This window comes from Jeotgalibaca porci (assembly GCF_011299095.1).
GTDB classification, from domain to species: domain Bacteria; phylum Bacillota; class Bacilli; order Lactobacillales; family Aerococcaceae; genus Jeotgalibaca; species Jeotgalibaca porci.
In genome coordinates this window covers 1,944,073-1,961,486 of the sequence record NZ_CP049889.1, presented here as the reverse complement: position 1 = coordinate 1,961,486, position 17,414 = coordinate 1,944,073, and the positions used below count along the sequence as shown (strand labels likewise).

General features: G+C 40.1%; 15 protein-coding genes. 8 read left to right on the top strand and 7 right to left on the bottom strand.

Translation table 11 applies throughout. The features are described 5' to 3' along the window. Window positions 1–33: 33 nt before the first annotated feature. The 3 genes from G7058_RS09890 to G7058_RS09880 form a co-directional block, all read right to left on the bottom strand. Complete coding sequence (locus G7058_RS09890; RefSeq protein ID WP_166063388.1) at window positions 34–900, bottom strand: prephenate dehydrogenase; 867 nt, start codon at window positions 898–900, stop codon at window positions 34–36. 256 nt (window positions 901–1,156) lie between these two features. After that, window positions 1,157–1,879: an alpha/beta fold hydrolase gene (locus G7058_RS09885; protein ID WP_166063387.1), complete on the bottom strand. Its 723-nt coding sequence runs from the start codon at window positions 1,877–1,879 to the stop codon at window positions 1,157–1,159. Then, window positions 1,876–2,562 carry a uracil-DNA glycosylase gene (locus G7058_RS09880; RefSeq protein WP_166063386.1) on the bottom strand — a complete coding sequence of 229 codons (687 nt, stop codon included), beginning with the start codon at window positions 2,560–2,562 and terminating at the stop codon, window positions 1,876–1,878. The genes G7058_RS09885 and G7058_RS09880 overlap by 4 nt, the downstream gene beginning before the upstream one ends. Window positions 2,563–2,656: 94 nt before the next feature. Between G7058_RS09880 and G7058_RS09875 the strand changes: the two genes are divergently transcribed. The 3 genes from G7058_RS09875 (at window position 2,657) to G7058_RS09865 (ending at window position 4,550) form a co-directional block, all read left to right on the top strand. After that, window positions 2,657–3,523 (top strand): Cof-type HAD-IIB family hydrolase, encoded by an 867-nt coding sequence (locus G7058_RS09875; RefSeq protein ID WP_166063385.1) that lies wholly within the window; start codon window positions 2,657–2,659, stop codon window positions 3,521–3,523. A 49-nt stretch (window positions 3,524–3,572) separates the two neighbouring features. Beyond that, on the top strand, window positions 3,573–3,713 hold the full coding sequence (locus G7058_RS09870; RefSeq protein ID WP_166063384.1) for a YvrJ family protein: 141 nt from the start codon (window positions 3,573–3,575) through the stop codon (window positions 3,711–3,713). 102 nt (window positions 3,714–3,815) lie between these two features. Further along, a complete protein-coding gene (locus G7058_RS09865) occupies window positions 3,816–4,550 on the top strand; it encodes an amino acid ABC transporter ATP-binding protein (protein WP_166063383.1) in 735 nt (244 codons plus the stop codon). Between the two features lie 48 nt (window positions 4,551–4,598). Here the strand turns inward: G7058_RS09865 and G7058_RS09860 are convergent, their stop codons facing one another. After that, on the bottom strand, window positions 4,599–5,792 hold the full coding sequence (locus G7058_RS09860) for a 3D domain-containing protein (protein WP_166063382.1): 1,194 nt from the start codon (window positions 5,790–5,792) through the stop codon (window positions 4,599–4,601). A gap of 767 nt (window positions 5,793–6,559) precedes the next feature. On the opposite strand from G7058_RS09860, the gene G7058_RS09855 reads away from it, so the two are divergent. From G7058_RS09855 to G7058_RS09845, 3 genes are all read left to right on the top strand, one after another. After that, window positions 6,560–7,045: a nucleoside 2-deoxyribosyltransferase gene (locus G7058_RS09855; RefSeq protein ID WP_166063381.1), complete on the top strand. Its 486-nt coding sequence runs from the start codon at window positions 6,560–6,562 to the stop codon at window positions 7,043–7,045. A 152-nt stretch (window positions 7,046–7,197) separates the two neighbouring features. After that, the gene (locus tag G7058_RS09850; protein ID WP_166063380.1) at window positions 7,198–8,769 is read left to right on the top strand and encodes a Ppx/GppA family phosphatase; all 1,572 of its coding nucleotides are present in this window, start codon (window positions 7,198–7,200) and stop codon (window positions 8,767–8,769) included. A gap of 35 nt (window positions 8,770–8,804) precedes the next feature. Next, complete coding sequence (locus G7058_RS09845) at window positions 8,805–10,856, top strand: RNA degradosome polyphosphate kinase (RefSeq protein ID WP_166063379.1); 2,052 nt, start codon at window positions 8,805–8,807, stop codon at window positions 10,854–10,856. A gap of 77 nt (window positions 10,857–10,933) precedes the next feature. On the opposite strand, the gene G7058_RS09840 is transcribed toward G7058_RS09845, so the two are convergent. Continuing rightward, on the bottom strand, window positions 10,934–12,295 hold the full coding sequence (locus tag G7058_RS09840) for an ISL3 family transposase (RefSeq protein WP_166062228.1): 1,362 nt from the start codon (window positions 12,293–12,295) through the stop codon (window positions 10,934–10,936). Between the two features lie 150 nt (window positions 12,296–12,445). After that, window positions 12,446–13,786: a branched-chain amino acid transport system II carrier protein gene (brnQ, locus tag G7058_RS09835; protein ID WP_166063378.1), complete on the bottom strand. Its 1,341-nt coding sequence runs from the start codon at window positions 13,784–13,786 to the stop codon at window positions 12,446–12,448. A gap of 102 nt (window positions 13,787–13,888) precedes the next feature. Between brnQ and G7058_RS09830 the strand changes: the two genes are divergently transcribed. Then, the gene (locus G7058_RS09830; RefSeq protein ID WP_166063377.1) at window positions 13,889–14,866 is read left to right on the top strand and encodes a hypothetical protein; all 978 of its coding nucleotides are present in this window, start codon (window positions 13,889–13,891) and stop codon (window positions 14,864–14,866) included. Window positions 14,867–14,949: 83 nt separating this feature from the next. Further along, the gene (locus tag G7058_RS09825) at window positions 14,950–16,578 is read left to right on the top strand and encodes an ABC-F family ATP-binding cassette domain-containing protein (RefSeq protein WP_166063376.1); all 1,629 of its coding nucleotides are present in this window, start codon (window positions 14,950–14,952) and stop codon (window positions 16,576–16,578) included. 65 nt (window positions 16,579–16,643) lie between these two features. On the opposite strand, the gene G7058_RS09820 is transcribed toward G7058_RS09825, so the two are convergent. Then, window positions 16,644–17,393: an acyl-[acyl-carrier-protein] thioesterase gene (locus G7058_RS09820; RefSeq protein ID WP_166063375.1), complete on the bottom strand. Its 750-nt coding sequence runs from the start codon at window positions 17,391–17,393 to the stop codon at window positions 16,644–16,646. Window positions 17,394–17,414 lie beyond the last annotated feature (21 nt).

Below are 17,414 nucleotides of genomic sequence, written 5' to 3'. Positions count from 1 at the left end.
TACCATAAATTCAATGAGTAATCTTTTGTTCTTTTACTTTCCTTTCAAATCAGAGTCTTCTAATTTGATTCTACGCGCCGTTGATTCTGTAAAAAGGGCTTCCAATTCCTTTTGATTATCCTTCTCAATTGCATTCTTAATTTGAGTAAATTGCGCTTCGAAGTTTGTCATCGCATCCAACAAAGCTGATTTGTTTTCCATAAATAATTCCGTCCATAAACTCTGATTAATTTTAGCTATCCGTGTCAGATCGCGGTAACTATCTCCAATAAAACGAACCGTATCGCGATGAGGATCATCACTATTAATCAAAGCAACTGCAATGGCATGACACAGTTGACTGGTGAAGCCAATCATTTCATCATGTTTATCGGGATTGATAACAGTAACACGTTTGAACCCCAAGGCTTTAAATAGGTGAATAAGTGTTTCGATATTTTGCGATTTATTCGTTTCAATCGGTGTAATTAAGTAGTTCGCACCTTTGAAAATAGTGCCCGTCGCATAAGCGTATCCACTGCTCTCGCGTCCGGCCATAGGATGACCAAAGATAAAATCAACTTGCTTTGGAATGTCGTCTTTCATATTTTCAATGAGTGCACCTTTCACACCCGCTGTATCTGTCACAATCGCCCCTGCTTTAAATTGAGAACCATGCTTCTTGATAAAGGCACGCATGGCTTGCGGATAAAGCGCAATAATAACAATATCAGCTTCCTGTAATATTGACTGATTTTCAGTTTCTCCGCGCTGAATAACGCCCTCTTCTAGAGCTTTACTTATAGTCGCTTCGTCTTTATCAATTGCTAAAACACGATAATCTGTCAACTGGTTTTCCTTGATTGCTTTCGCGAAAGAGCCCCCTACCACACCCAGTCCTACTATTGCGATTGTTGTCATTGAACCGTATCCCCCTTTATAAAAATACCCCTACCAAGAAAATTCTCAGCAGGGGCTCACGAACCAGTTATTAAGTCCAACCGCCTGATAGATGAAAGCAGTTGTAAGCATGTCAACACAACCACTCTCGATATGAACGCTATCTCGAGAAGGTGTCATAATTAAAAGGTGATTGCAGACATTCTTGCTTCTTCATGGTTCGTCCTCGTTTCTATTTTGTAGAATAAGCATAGTGTACTTTCATTCTAAAAACAAGTTATTTCTCATCACTTTTTAATTTATCTAGAAACAAGGTAACAGTCTCTAGAAATAGAGCTGGTTGGTGAACAAAAAAGTCATGGCCGCCCTCTGGACAAATAAACAGTTCAGAATCGGCAATCGTTTCTGCAATGGCTTCGGTATGGGAATGTGCCACGATATCAAATTCACCTGCCATTACTAATGTTGGTACTTTAATTCGTTTTAGGTCTTCTTCTGTGAGTGCCAATTCATGCAGCATGAGATTAAGGACATTTAACTTACGTACATTTTCGGGCGTCTGTTCACGTCCTTCCAGTCTCTTTTGGTAACTTTTCACTTTCGTAAGTAGCTCTTCCTCAAGTGCATCCACTTCATAATTAGCACCCATCATAACCAGACCCTTGATGCGTTCCGGGTAATGCGAAGCTAAATACATACCAATATTTCCACCATCGCTGTAACCAACGATTGTGACCTGTTCAATAACCAGTGTATCCATAATAGCGATCACATCCTGAGCAATCTGCTCAAAAGTCAGAACATCCACACCCAAATCCGATTGCCCATGTCCGCGTGTATCCATTGCAATAATTGTATAGTCCCGACAAAAGTCAGCTAATTGTCCCTTAAATATGGAAGTGTCCTCGCCATTTCCATGGATAAAGAAAAGTGGTTCGCCCGCTCCACCTGTTTTGTAATAAATATTACCTGTTTGTGTTTCTAATATATTTTCTTTCATTCTGTCACCTCGTTAGGAATTTCCCAATTAATGGGTAATTGGCCTATTTTTATTAAAGCCTCGTTGGCCTTTGTAAAAGGTCTGGATCCGAAAAAACCACGGTGAGCGGATAAGGGACTCGGATGCGGCGCTGTGATAACTGTATGTTTCTCGGCATCAATAAAGGCTTTTTTCGCAATCGAAGCATTTCCCCATAAAATGAATACAAGTGGTTTCTCGCGTTCATTCAATGCACGGATGACTGAATCCGTCAATAATTCCCAACCTTTCCCCCGGTGTGAATAGGCTTCGCCCTTACGAACGGTCAATACAGTATTTAAAAGAAAAACACCTTGTTCCGCCCAACTTGTCAAATCACCGTGATTCGGTGGGTCTATTTCTAAATCAGTTTTCATTTCTTTATAAATATTGCGTAATGATGGCGGGATGCGAATACCTTTTTGAACAGAAAAACTCAGGCCGTGAGCTTGATTCTCGCCATGATAGGGATCCTGGCCAATAATCACGACTTTCACTTGATTAAACGGTGTTAATTCAAATGCATGCCAGATTGCATGCATATCGGGATAGACCGTTTCATTTTTATATTCTTGCTTTAAAAATTCACGTAGTTGTGAATAGTAGGCAGTTTGAAATTCAGGTTCCAATATTTTTTGCCATTCATTATGGATAATCTGCTTCATCTACTCTCCCTCTCTTTCGTATGTAGTGTACCAAAAGAATATAAATGTTACACTATAAATGAAACCAAAAAATTGGAATGTGGGAGGATAAAATGTGATTGAATTAATCGTATCTGACATGGACGGAACACTCTTAAACAACAAGATGGCAGTCTCTGAAGCAAATCAAGTAGCTATTAAAACAGCTGAAAAGTTAGGCATTAAATTTATGGTAGCAACAGGTCGTGGGTATACGGAAGCAGTTCCTGCTTTAGAGGAAGTTGGTATTCGCTGTCCAATGATTACTGTGAACGGTGGACAAACATATGATGAGAACGGCACTTTACTCGGAAACGTTGGCATCGATCAAACACGGATTCGGCATATTCTGAACTTTGCGCGTGAAAAAGGTCTGTATGCGGAGTTAGTGATGGCGGATGGTGTTTATTCAGATAACAAAGTAAAACGTATCGAAACGATGACGAGTCTCTTACAAATAACAAATCCTCATACAACATTTAAAATGGCCTTAGTATTAGCGCTTAGCCGATTGGAGCTTCTTAATATTAACTATATTAAAGATTATGAAGACGTATTGACAGAGGATCGCTTGGCCTTGAAAGTACTCGTCTACTCAAATGAGGGGCAACCGGAGTTACAGCCTGTCCGTGAGGAATATGAAAAGGATGCTGAACTTGTTGTGACTTCTTCCTTCTATAACAACTTAGAAATAAATCATGTGCAAGCTCAAAAAGGCATTGCCTTGGAACGCGTTGCCAAAGAAATGGGAATTCCTTTGGACCGTATTATGGCGATTGGTGATAACTTTAACGATGCCTCAATGCTTGAAAAGGCAGGCGTCAGCTTCGCCATGGGGAATGCCGCAGAAGGCGTTAAAAAAATTGCAAAGTATGAAACCGCAACGAACACTGAAGATGGTGTTGCGAAAGCGATTCTTCGTTGTATTGACGAGAAATTGTAACACTTTCCAATTCTAAAACGTCTTTCTATATAGAGAGGAGGCGTTTTTGATGGAAACGGGTTTATCATCCTACATCGATCTCATCAGCAACACAGGCTTTCCGATTGTAATTTCCATGTATTTATTAAATCGCATGGAAAAGAAATTGGATAAGCTAGTGGATGCGATTGAGAAGTTAGCTAGGATATAAAAACTAAAGGCGTGTTCAAAAAGAGGACACGCCTTTAGTGTCCTCTTTTAATGATTCGCCTTTTTTGGTAGAATAAGACAAAGTGTCGAAAGGAGTACACAAATGACGAATACAAAAGTAAAAGTTACAGACCTTAAAAAGAGCTTTGGAGATAATGAGGTCTTAAAATCCATTAATGTAGAGATTGCTGAAGGAGAAGTTGTTTGTATCATCGGTCCTTCCGGTTCTGGTAAAAGTACGTTCTTACGTTGCTTGAATGGTCTAGAGGAAATTTCTGGCGGTCATGTTGCGATTGACAATGTCGACATTACAAATCCTAAAACAAACATTAATAAAGTCCGTGAAGAAATCGGAATGGTTTTCCAACATTTTAACCTTTTCCCACATTTAACGGTTGCCCAAAACATTACCCTTGCACCGATTGAATTGAACCGAATGACTAAAGAGGAAGCAAAAACAAAAGCTGCCGAATTATTGGAAATGGTTGGATTAAGCGAAAAAATAGATGTATTCCCCAACTCGTTATCAGGGGGACAAAAACAGCGTGTTGCCATTGCTCGCGCTTTAGCAATGAATCCTGATATTATGTTGTTCGATGAGCCGACTTCTGCACTGGATCCAGAAATGGTTGGAGAAGTATTGGAAGTTATGAAACGCCTTGCCCGTGAAGGGATGACAATGGTCGTTGTTACACACGAAATGGGATTCGCCCGTGAAGTTGGTGACCGCGTTATTTTCATGGACGGTGGATACATCGTTGAAGAAAGCACACCGGAAGAAATCTTCCAAAATGCACAACATCCACGTACTCAAGACTTCTTGAATAAAGTATTATAATATAAAAAAGATGGCTGCCAGATTTGACTGGCAGCCATCTTTTCTATATTAATTTAAGACTGTAACTGTAAGTTGGCGACGTCCAAATGCCCACGCACTATTTAGATTTTCCATATGAATATCGATACGGTTTCCTACAATCGCACTTCCTGTGTCTCCTGCAAGATAAATACCATACCCTGGAACTTCTACTAGTGACCACAGCGGGATAACTGACGGATCTACGGCAATAACCATTGGATTGTCACGTAAATCAATGCCTAAAAATGTATGATTACTCAGACTTGGTTGGTTTCGGGAATAAGCTGTTGCATTAACTGAAACTTGGCGGCCTGATTGGGCCGGTTCAGTAGGAACAGCAGGTGCCGATACATCTTCAACAACCGGTTTTTCTACAACTTCAATTTTTTCTTCTGCGGGTGGTGCTGTAACAACTGATTCAGTAGGAGCTGGAGTTGTTTTTTTAACGGCTGCCGCTTCTTTTTTAGCTGTTTCTTCGGCTTGTTTTTCTGCTTTCTTCGCTTCTGCGGCTGCCACTTTCTCTGCCTCCGCTTTTTCCGCTGCTTCTTTTTCTGCTTGGGCCACCTTAACAAGACGCTCTTCTTCAGTTGCTCTCTCAGCTGCAAGTCGGTTAAGTTCTACTTGATTATCATTGAGTATATCTTGTAATGAACCCAATTCGTGCGCTAAGATTTCAGATTCTGCATTCAATTGTGAAGTCGTTTCTTCAATGGCAGCAATTTCTTCATATAATCGTGTTTCTAAAGCTACTAATTCTTGCTCTTCTTTGATTGCCAACTCAATGCGATCGTTATCAACACCTTGCAATTGGCTGATTATCAGAAATAAATTGATAAAGTCGCTGAAACTTTCCGCTTCCATTAACATTAATACACGGTTATTCATTGAAGACGATGTTTGGAGTGCAACTAACCGTTCCTCTAGTTGGGCTTTACGAGCAACAATAACTGCTTTTTTATCCTCAATCTCAACAAGTGTTTTAGCTTTTTGATCCTCTACTTGTGATACTTGTTCATTCAGGTCGTCTATTTCAGCTTTTTTTTCGTTAACAGAGTTTAATCTATCATGTATCAACTCTTCAACAGCTGAAATTTCAGCTTGTTTAGACTGTTCTTGTTCCTGAATTTCATTTAATGTACTGGCTTTGATAGGTGCTGCAAATAAAAACTGCGCAGCTAATGCAGCCACAAGCACTTTACCGAGCTTTCTTTCTATTACCAATTGGGCTCGCCTCACTTTTTCTTCAAAATACTTTTCTCATTATACGGGTCCAGTTTGAGCGGGAGGTTTCAAACACCTTACGATTGTGTATCAACTTTTGTTTAACTGTAACATGGCTGTAACATTCAACTATGGAAAAAGTCATTCTATGCCGCTCAATATTAGGTCATACCTGCGCACTCAAACGCAAAAAGCAGTCTGAGTGCGCAGTTTTAGGTCACACCTGCGCACTCAAACGCAAAAAGCAATCTGAGTGCGCAGTTTTAGGTCATACCTGCGCACTCAAACGTAAAAATGAATCTGAGTGCGCAGTTTTAAGTCATACCTGCGCACTCAAACGCAAAAACGAATCTGAGTGCGCAGTTTTAAGTCATACCTGCGCACTCAAACGTAAAAATGAATCTGAGTGCGCAGTTTTAAGTCACACCTGCGCACTCAAACGCAAAAAGCAATCTGAGTGCGCAGTTTTAAGTCACACCTGCGCACTCAAACGCAAAAATGAATCTGAGTGCGCAGTTTTAAGTCATACTTGCGCACTCAAACGCAAAAAGCAATCTGAGTGCGCAGTTTCAGGTCATACTTGCGCACTCAAACGTAAAAAGCAATCTGAGTGCGCAGTTTCAGGTCATACCTGCGCACTCAGAATTGTTTTTTTAGCCTCTATGTCGTACCTCAGCTCACTCCTCAGTTAAAAAGCCCTTTGCATCCTCTTAAAACAATTGTTAAGATAATGCATAAGAAATAAATTTACTTAAGGAGCTATTACTATGACAAAAAAAGGTTATTACGCTGCCCCACTTTTTTCCCATATGGAACTGCAATACAATGAGTTTCTTGTTGGTAAAATCCGTGAGGCTTACCCTGAATTAGGTTTATATGTACCCCAGGAAAATGGTGAAATTAACGATAAAAATGCTTACGCAGATTCTATTTTAATTGCGAAGCAGGATACAGATCGACTATTAGAATCAAATATTATGATTGCTATCTTGGATGGTCAAACAATGGATGTTGGAGTGGCTACTGAGATTGGGGTTGCTTATCAAGCGGGTATTCCAGTCATTGCCCTTTTCTCTGATTCACGTCAGCAAGGCGCTACGAATGAAAAGAAATTAGCTGCTCTTCAAGAAGTTGCTGAGTCACAATTCCCTTATGTAAATCTTTATACAATCGGTTTGATTAAAACAAACGGTGTGGTTGTAAATAATACAGATGATTTAATCACCCAAATTGGGCACTACCTGAATAAATAATCAGTAATAATAGTTCTAAGTAACGGGCTGGGAAGCTATTTCCCAGTCCGTTCTTTGTTTCGTAAATTTCACTAGCGGCAGAGTTATCTTATGACAAATAGTAGATAGTTATATAGAATGGAAGTAACGCAACGACAGTGAGGAGAATAGATATGAACACTGAAAAAATTGCATTAATCGATATCGGATCAAACACCATTCGTCTCGTTATTTTTGAAATTACTACCGACTATAATCTACTCGAATTACAAAATATTAAAACACCCGCGCGGTTAAGTCAGTACTTGGATGAAAATAAAACTATGTCGCAGGCCGGAATTGATGCTTTAGTTCAAGTTTTAGAAACATTCGTCGCAGTAACCAATCAGTACGATGTGACTCAAATACTTCCAATGGCTACGGCAGCTATTCGCCAATCAACGAATAAAACGGACATCATCCAACAAGTTTTAGACCGTACCGGTATCACCTTACAAATTGTGCCGGAAGAAAAAGAAGCGTACTACGGCAGCTATGCAGTCACCCTTTCCACTGAAACAAAAGACGGCGTTACCGTCGATATTGGGGGTGGGAGTACTGAAATTACATACTTTGTAAATAAAGAGATTGTACGCTATCACAGTTTCCCATTCGGAGTTGTGACTTTGAAACAGATGTTTTTTGAGGGAAAAGAACACAACAGTGAAAAGGCAATCAAGAAAATGAGTGCATATATTCAAGAAGCGTTTAAGAGTCTGGAATGGCTTCAGGATTTACGCGTCCCTGTCACAGCTATTGGGGGTTCCGGACGGAGTATAGCCAATGTGCATCAGCGACAAATAAACTACCCATTGGCTGGTGTGCACGGCTATCAAATGTCGCGCGATGGCTTAACACAAACGTTGAAATTATTTAAAAGCTTATCTATTCCTGAATTGCAAGATTTGGATGGCTTAAGTCAAGACCGAACAGATATAATTATTCCAGCCAATGTTGTTTTTCGGACTTTATTTGATGAGGTAAACGCACCGGCATTTATCTTTAGTAACAAAGGGTTGCGTGAAGGTATCATCATGGACTATCTAAATAATAAATCGGATGATCAGGCATTTTCCAAGATGAATACGAGTACCCAAAGCATTTATAAACTCGGACTTTCTTATCATACACAGGATAAAGTGGCCGATCAGCGTGGAAATCTGGTTAGTATGCTTTACGAGGAGTTTTGTAAAGAAGGCATTCTTGAAAAAGACCGCTATGTGGCGCGCTTGCTGCAGTATGGGAGTTATCTGTATTACTTAGGCGTCTATGTCGAAAGTGGTGCTGTTTCACAACATACCTTCTATATTATTTCCAATAGTGAGCTAAATGGTCTCTCACATAAGGAGCGTGTGGTTGTTGCTCTGCTCGCAAGCTTCAAGAACCGTTCGTTATTCAATCAATACTCCGAGCCCTTTACGTCGTGGTTTGATTCCACCTATCTTAATCAAATCAGAGAATTAGGCGGCATTATCAAATTTGCGAATGCTCTGAATGATTCTCATCTATCGGTTGTTAGGAACATTGAACTGAAAAAAAACAAAAACGGTTATGAACTTCTGTTGTACTACAAAGGTTCCATTATTGCTGAAGAATACCGGGCAATGCGGCAACGCAAACATATTCAACGCCTCGTCAAAGGAGATTTGAACATTGCGTTTGTTGATATGGTTACAGGTAAAAAGAAAGTAATAAATCATTCCTAATTATTTTTCGTGAATAAAAGGACGGTGCTTATACGATGGACGACTTACATCTAAACTTGGAAAATCCAGCTTATTACTTTAATCGGGAATTAAGTTGGTTAGAATTTAACAAACGCGTGATTCAAGAAGCGGATATTTCTGAAAATCCTCTGTTGGAACAAATTAATTTCTTAGCTATAGGCAGCTCTAACCTGGATGAGTTTTTTATGATTCGGGTCGCCGGACTCCAAGATCAACTCCAATTTGACCCTGGCTCAAGGGATTCAAAAACACAGCTGAATGCTGAGGAACAATTAGAAGAAATAGCGAGAAAGAACCGTCAAAATATTACCCTTCAATACGACTTATTGGATAAACGGAAAGAGGATTTGAAAAAGTACGAGGTTCATTTCACAAACCTGTCAGAACTGACGGATTCCGAGTTGGCGGAAGTTACAGAATATTACGACACGCTTATTTTCCCGGCTCTTACACCTTTGGGAATTGATGCATATCACCCTTTCCCGCGTTTAAACAATAAAGTTATGCATCTATTTGTTAGTCTGACGAAAGACGAAGAGAAACACACTGCAGTCATTCCTATTTCTAATTTTTTAGAACGTTTCTACCTTCTAGAAACAGAGGAAACAGTGAAAGTCGTCTTGCTTGAAGAAATTATCCAAGCGAATATCCACCGGTTATTTAACGGTTATGACGTTTTGGACAGCTTTACCTTCCGAATTACGCGAAACGCTGACTTTGATGTGCAAGAAGAAGGTGCCGAAGATTTGCTGTCGGTTATCGAGGACTATCTAAAACGGCGTAAAAATGGCGTGGCAGTCCGCCTGGAAGTCGAGGAAACTCAACCGCAAAATGTGACCTTATTACGGGATGCATTAGGGCTATTGGAACGCGATGTTTATCAAATTTCAGGCCCTCTGGATTTAACCTTGCTGGCAAAGTTAGCGGATAAGTTGGAAGAACGGTTCCCGGATTTACGATATCCCTCTTTCACGCCAATCATTCCAAACGAATTACTGAGTGAACCTATCTATGCCTTAGCGGATCGGCAAGATATTTTTCTCCATCATCCTTATGATTCCTTTCGACCGGTTCTGGATTTTATCGAAGAAGCATGTAGAGATGAAAATACATTGGCAATTAAGCAGACGCTTTACCGCGTTTCAAAAGACTCACCAATTGTAAAAGCATTGAAGACCGCTGCTGAGAGCGGCATCCAAGTGACTGTTTTAGTTGAATTGAAAGCCCGCTTTGATGAAGAAAATAATGTGCACTGGGCAAAAGAACTGGAAGATTCTGGTGCGCACGTCCTTTACGGCGTAACAGAATTAAAGACCCATAGTAAAATTACGTTGGTTGTAAAAAAAGAAGGCACACAACTAAAACGTTACGTGCATTTGGGAACCGGTAATTATAACGATAAAACTGCTCGCGGTTATGAGGATATGGGTATTATTACAACACAATCGGAAATTGGGGAAGACGCAACCGAGTTCTTTAATTACCTGAGCGGTTTTTCTAAAGTGCCGAAGTACCGCCAATTGTATGTTTCTCCCTATGAAATACGTTTATCTTTTTTTGAACATATTGAAAAAGAGATGGCGTTCCATCAAGCGTTTGGGAATGGGCATATTATTGCGAAGATGAATTCTTTGACTGATAAGAAAATCATTAAGAAACTTTATGAAGCCAGTATGATGGGTGTCAAAATCGATTTGATTATCCGGGGAATTTGTTGCCTGAAGCCAGGGATTATAGGCATCAGCGAGAACATTCGTGTTATGAGTATCATCGGGCGCTATCTGGAACACAGTCGCGTGTATTATTTTCACCAGAATGGTGCGAAGAAGCTCTTTCTTTCGTCCGCCGATATGATGACACGGAATATGATCAATCGCGTTGAGATTGAATTCCCTATTTTAGATGAAAAAATCAAAAATGAAATCTTAACTATTCTGGACGTTTATCTGAATGATAACCAGAAAGCCCAAGAATTGCATAAAGATGGTCATTACGTTCCCATCATCAATAGCGAAGAACCGCTTCATGCCCAGAAAAAATTTGTTCAATGGGCACGTGAAGAGTAAAAAAGAGGATGGCTGGGAAATTTTACCGGTTCTATGTCAAATAGTGTTGGTGGACCAACTGAAAGTCAAAGCGAAAACTAATTCGCTTTGGCTTTTTCTTTTTCTTCTTGTCGGCGCTTTTCCTCCTTGTAATGGAGTGCCTTCGGCTCAAATTGGCTCGCCGTCAGGCGGTAACTGATGAGGATGCGTGCACGCAGGTGGCTATAATTTCGATAACCGAATCCGGAACGCTTGATGTTTTTTATTTTATTGTTGACCCCTTCGATGGCCCCGTTGGACAAGGTATACAGACAAGCATTCCGGATGCCTTCCTGATACTTGAACAAAGTCTGCACGGTGGTACGGACTTTTTTTGGCAGTACATATTTCCTGGATTCTTCTAAAATGGTTTTGAATTGGTCAAAGTCATGCCTTTGGAGGGCGAAACGTAGGTCATTCACCAAGGTATAAACCTGGCGCAAGCGCGGGTTGATATGCAATAAATAGTCCACCATCATCTTCTCGGTCACCAGTCCCTCGTAAAGCCGGTGCGTCCGATAATCGGTGACGTCTAATTCCCACTCATTTTTCAAAAGCAATTTCCATTGTTTCTTCAGCTTACGGTAGTCCGTCTCGCTTTTTTTCTTGGCTTCATTCATGACGCGGATACGGAACGAATTGAGTGCCCGATTCAGGTGTTGGACAATATGGAACCGATCGATAACGATTTGCGCTTTAGGAAAACAGTCTTTTACGACCGCCAGATACGGGGAATACATGTCCATCGTGACAGTCTTCACGCTATAACGCGATTCCTTGGGATAGCGCATGAAGTAGTCAATCAGCTGATTCTGCCGTCTGTCCTCGACGACATCGATCAACCGGTGGTTTTGGGCATCAAGAAACAGGAAGCTCATGGCGCCGGACACATTTTTGACCGACTTGAATTCATCGATGGAAAGGTGTTGCGGGAGATAGATATGATTGGCCTCCAATGGCTCCGCCACTTTTTCAAGGACTCGGATGACCGTGCTGTTGGAAACGGAAAGGTGTTGCGCCACCAACCTCATGGACTGGATTTCCCGCAGTTCCATCGCGATTGTCCGTTTGATGATGTTGGAGATGAAGCAGTGTCGTTCAACGAGTTTTGTTTCAGCGATGAAGGTTTGAGCACAGTGTTTACACAAGAAACGTTGTTTCTTCAGACGCAGGAGAACCGGCTGGAAATTGATGTGGGTCAGCTTTATTGTGGACAGCTTCGTCCCGTTCTTGATGATATCTTGGTGGGAATCGTTTGTGATGCCGCATTTCTTACAACACCGCGGGGTGTAAGATAATTTCCCTTGGACAACGATGTTTTTAACTTGCTTGTTTTCTTCGAATACAACGGGCATGTCATCTAAATATATATTTGGGTCTTCTATTCCGAGCATTTTTTTAATACAATGAGTATGGGCCATGTGAGTCCTCCTATTGTTTTGTGTGGTAACTAAATTATAGGGGTTCACTGGCCTTTTTGCATTTAAAAACAAAAATGGTGCCAGTGAATCAAAATGATTCACCAACACCAAATATTATAGAGCCATTTTACCCGGCCATCCTCTTTTAAATTATTTCTTAAGTTTCGAAAGAACAAAACCAATGACAAAACCAATCAATGCGGGCATCACCCAGCTCATCCCGTAGGTAAATAACGGAATTGTCTTTTCAGCCCACTCAGAAATGAAAGCTAGATTTGCGGTTGCTTCCCATTCTTTCGGTAACGCATGAATGAAGTCCAATACTGCAAATGATAATGTAAAGAGCGTTGTAACTTGATAAACAATTGCTTTGTCCTTAAATAAAGGACTAAAAATGGCTGTGAAAATTAGCGTAATGGCGAGTGGATACAAGAACATTAAAACAGGAACAGATAAGGTAATAATTTGTGCAAGTCCCAAATTGGCGATTCCAAAAGAGATACCCGTAAATAAGTAAACAAATTGGTTGTAGGTAAATTTGTTCGGAAACAGCGTTACAAACATTTCGCTGATTGCGGTCAAGAGACCAACGGCTGTTTTAAAACATGCAGCTGTAATAATAACTGCCAAAACGACGGCGCCCAAACTGCCAAAGTAGTGATTAGAAACAACTGCCAGAGCTACTCCACCATTTGCACTTAATCCAAAAATCCCTTGGCTAGATGCACCTACATAGACAAGACTCGCATAAATGACAGCCATTAAAGTAGTACTAAATAACCCTGCGATGATTGTGTCTTTGGCAATGGCACTTGGCTTCGTAACACCCAGACTTTTTATTGTACTAATAACGATAATTCCGAATGCCAAAGCTGCCAAGGCATCCATTGTATTGTATCCTTCAAGAAATCCACGGAAAAACGAGCCTTCTTGGTACAGAGGTTGAACCGGGATTTGTGCGACTTCTCCCATTGGTTTCATAACGGTAAAAATGACAAGCCCGGTTAAAGAAACTAAAAAGATTGGGTTTAATACCTTACCTATCCAAGTCAGAATACCGGACGGACGCAATGTGAACCATAAAGAAAAGCCAAAAAATAAAGCTGAAAAAATCACGAGCGCAATTTGCAACATGCCTTGATCTAAATATGGCGCAAAGGCTGCTTCAAAAGAGACGGTTGCTGTCCTGGGAATGGCAAAGAAAGGACCGATTGTCAGATACAAAGCTACCGTGTAGAACATGCCATAACCCGGTGAAATTTTACTTGCCAGTTCATACATACTCTCTTTGCGCGCCAACCCCATGGCGACAATACCTAGGAACGGCAAGCCTACTGCAGTAATAATAAATCCGGCTGTTGCCAACCACATGTCTGAACCAGCCAGTTGCCCCATTTGAATGGGGAAAATGAGATTTCCAGCTCCGAAAAATAAGCCAAACAACAGTGAGCCGATAAATACGTAATCTTTAAATTGTAATTTCTTATCCATAACAATCTCCATCCCCCTAATTTTTGTCTATTCTAACATGATTCTTTGTGAACCTCCATATGGTATAATCATATTGCGAGATTTTGTGAAAGGAGGAGTATAATGGATAAATTTGATGTCTTATTAACAAATTTAAGTATCAAAGGGACTTACTTTGATGTGTCTCTTTATAGTGGTCACTTTTATCTTTGGCGAAACCCGAAAGAGGTTTCGATTTATCACTGGCATAACTTGATGGACCATCTAAAACTGGAACAACTGCCAATATACCAAGAGCCACTCATCAATCAGTCCCTCTTTATAGAAGAAAGGGATCTGGCACCCTTCCTGTTCAAAACGTTAACTTTTGATTATCCAGTCCGTGACAGCTTCATTTTTCGTCACCGGCTTTACTATATCGATGAAGAAGGATTCAAAGTTCGTTATCCCGAAAATGCTGATACCGCCAGTACACTGTTAGTAAAAGGTGAATTCCATCAACTGGTAATTGGCCGTAACGATCGTCTGATTCTTGTTTCTCAGACTGAAGGAATCTTTGAATGGTATATGAAAACCTTGCTTTCTTGGGATAACACCCCAACTTTCTCTATCGAATTACACGATAACGACATTTTACAGTTAAACGAAGCGGATCAGCCGATTCAATTATTGGTTTTTGAATCACAAAAACGCGAACCCTATTTATTGAAGAAAGTTCCTCATGAAAAATTACAGCTTAATAAAACATTCTTCAATACTTCTTTGGATCTTCACAGTGATGATGGAACCCAGATGGAAATTCTGAATCTTTTTCAGTTCTTATCGAACGAGGCTGACGCGTCAAAAAAAGCAATGGGGAATCCCATCTCTATTTCGAAAATGCCGCCCCGCTATTTAACGACTCTGACACTGAATGATCAGGTTCTTTTAATAGAAGAAAACACGAATAGTCTAACACTTCGTTTTGGATTAGAGGAATATATTCATTTAAATGATTACAACCGTTATCGACTCTTTCCCAAATCACAGGACTATCAACACCATCTCCATCTTGTTTCACAGAACCAAGTGAGTCTATTTATGTTTCATGAACTCATTTAATCATTGACTTAAAAGCTTTCATTTTGACAAGATTATGTTAGAATGTGAAAGGACTATATTAAACGAATTGAGGAATGCCAAAAATGATTACTGTATCAAACGTCAGTTTACAATTTTCTGACCGTAAACTTTTTGACAATGTAAATATTAAATTCACTCCTGGCAACTGTTATGGTGTAATCGGAGCAAACGGTGCCGGTAAATCGACTTTCTTGAAGATTCTTTCTGGCGAAGTTTCACCATCTACCGGAGATGTTATCTTGGATCCAAACGAACGTCTCTCTGTTCTAAACCAAGACCACTTTGCATTTGAAGATGAGCAAGTTTTAGACACTGTTGTAATGGGAAATAAACGCCTTTATGAAGTACGTCAAGAAAAAGACGCTATCTACATGAAGGAAGAGTTTACAGACGCGGATGGCATTCGTGCCGGTGAACTTGAAGGCGAATTCGCTGAATTAAATGGTTGGGAAGCTGAAGCAGACGCAGCGAGCTTATTGCAAGGTTTAGGAATCTCCGAAGACTTGCATAGTAAGAAAATGAGCGAACTAATCGAACCGCAAAAAGTGAAAGTGCTTCTTGCACAAGCATTGTTCGGTCAGCCAGACGTTCTTCTATTGGATGAGCCTACCAACGGTTTGGACAAACAATCAATCGACTGGTTGTCAGAATTCTTAATTAACTTCCCGAACACTGTTATTGTTGTATCACATGACCGTCACTTCTTGAATACGGTATGTACACACATGGCAGACGTTGACTTTGGAAAAATCCAACTTTATGTTGGTAACTATGATTTCTGGTTGCAATCAAGCCAATTAGCAGCTAAATTAGCAGCGGATCAAAACTCCAAAAAAGAAGAAAAAATTAAAGAACTACAAGACTTTATTGCACGTTTTAGCGCGAACGCTTCTAAATCTAAACAAGCGACTTCCCGTAAGAAAATGTTGGATAAAATTACTCTGGATGATATTCAACCATCTTCTCGTAAATATCCATTCGTTGGATTCTCACCTGAACGTGAAATCGGAAACGATGTATTAATCGTAGACGGTATCTCGAAAACAATCGATGGCGAAAAAGTATTGGATAACATCAGCTTTACATTAGGCCGTGAAGATAAAGTTGCCTTTACAAGCCGTCGTGATATCGCAACAACTACTTTGTTCAAAATCTTAATGGGCGAAATGGAACCAGATTCTGGTTCATTTAAATGGGGCGTTACGACTTCTCGTAGTTACCTGCCTAAAGACCACTCTTCTGAGTTCCCAAATCCAGATACAAACATCTTGGAATGGTTACGTGAATTTGCTGGTCCAGAAGAAGATGACAATACATTCTTGCGTAGCTTCTTAGGTCGTATGCTATTTACTGGTGACGATGTAATGAAGAAAGTTTCCGTTTTATCCGGAGGCGAGAAAGTACGGGTTATTCTTTCTAAGATGATGTTCTCTAAAGCAAACGTATTAATCTTGGATGATCCAACAAACCACTTGGACTTGGAATCTATCACAGCGTTGAACGATGGTATGATTGCATTCAAAGGCGCGTTGATATTCACTTCTCATGACCACGAATTTATTAATACAACAGCAAATCGTATTATCGAAGTATCTCCTAACGGGGTTGTTGACCGCTTGGATACGACTTATGACGATTTCTTGGAAGATAAAAATGTTCGTGAACGTGTAGCTGCGCTATACGAAAACTAATTTCAAAAAAATAAATACCTCTGCTTCCCTTTATGTAAAGGAGAAGCGGAGGTATTTTTGATTATTTAGCGTTTTACCCAAGTAATATTGGCGATACACGCATTGCCGCCACCATTTTCGATAACATGAGCAGTCATTACTTTATTATCTGCCAGTTGTTCAACCGAAACTGTACTTTCAATCATATTGCCGAAGCCCACTTCTTTTTCATACTTAATGGTTACAGCTTCAATCAAATAGTTCTCTAAAATATCAGTATCAATCGTATTAATAATCCAGTCGAAATATTTGGCGTTATTTACGTGCATATTACCATCAATGTCTAAATAGCGAACACGAAATGGCATACTGGTTGCTGTTTCTTTGTTTACCGGCTTAATCTTAGGCGCACGCAACATCGTACGAATTTCTTCAGCTTGATAAGGAGCTATCAACTCTTTTGATACTTGCGTTAACTTCCGGGTAGTCATTTCCATCACACCAAAAGTTGTAATAACTTCTACTAATAAGTTATCGGCTTGGTCAAAGGCTCTAAAAGCACGGTATGTGAAAAAGCGATTGTAACTTAATGCTTCTGTTTCCAGAGTTATTTCTTCCCGACGTGTTGGCATCCGGTTAATCTTAATATCATATTGAATAATTATCCAGGCTAACCCGCGCTCAGACATTTGTTCTTCCGTATTCCCTAGAGCATGACTCTGCAAGCCGGATGTTTCTACCATATTATTAATTAATGACGGTAAGGTCATATTACTTGTTTTGTCACATTCATACGTTGCTACAATATGATTGTTGCGAAATTTTAATCCACTCATTTAATTCCATCGCCTCTTCTA

Excerpts from the sequence above, each read along its gene's own strand:
- G7058_RS09825 (WP_166063376.1), top strand. The coding sequence starts at position 14,950 with ATGATTACTGTATCAAACGTCAGTTTACAATTTTCTGACCGTAAACTT.
- G7058_RS09855 (WP_166063381.1), top strand. The coding sequence starts at position 6,560 with ATGACAAAAAAAGGTTATTACGCTGCCCCACTTTTTTCCCATATGGAA.
- G7058_RS09840 (WP_166062228.1), bottom strand. The coding sequence starts at position 12,295 with ATGGCCCATACTCATTGTATTAAAAAAATGCTCGGAATAGAAGACCCA.
- G7058_RS09890 (WP_166063388.1), bottom strand. The coding sequence starts at position 900 with ATGACAACAATCGCAATAGTAGGACTGGGTGTGGTAGGGGGCTCTTTC.
- G7058_RS09845 (WP_166063379.1), top strand. The coding sequence starts at position 8,805 with ATGGACGACTTACATCTAAACTTGGAAAATCCAGCTTATTACTTTAAT.
- G7058_RS09830 (WP_166063377.1), top strand. The coding sequence starts at position 13,889 with ATGGATAAATTTGATGTCTTATTAACAAATTTAAGTATCAAAGGGACT.
- G7058_RS09880 (WP_166063386.1), bottom strand. The coding sequence starts at position 2,562 with ATGAAGCAGATTATCCATAATGAATGGCAAAAAATATTGGAACCTGAA.
- brnQ (WP_166063378.1), bottom strand. The coding sequence starts at position 13,786 with ATGGATAAGAAATTACAATTTAAAGATTACGTATTTATCGGCTCACTG.
- G7058_RS09870 (WP_166063384.1), top strand. The coding sequence starts at position 3,573 with ATGGAAACGGGTTTATCATCCTACATCGATCTCATCAGCAACACAGGC.
- G7058_RS09850 (WP_166063380.1), top strand. The coding sequence starts at position 7,198 with ATGAACACTGAAAAAATTGCATTAATCGATATCGGATCAAACACCATT.
- G7058_RS09885 (WP_166063387.1), bottom strand. The coding sequence starts at position 1,879 with ATGAAAGAAAATATATTAGAAACACAAACAGGTAATATTTATTACAAA.
- G7058_RS09865 (WP_166063383.1), top strand. The coding sequence starts at position 3,816 with ATGACGAATACAAAAGTAAAAGTTACAGACCTTAAAAAGAGCTTTGGA.
- G7058_RS09820 (WP_166063375.1), bottom strand. The coding sequence starts at position 17,393 with ATGAGTGGATTAAAATTTCGCAACAATCATATTGTAGCAACGTATGAA.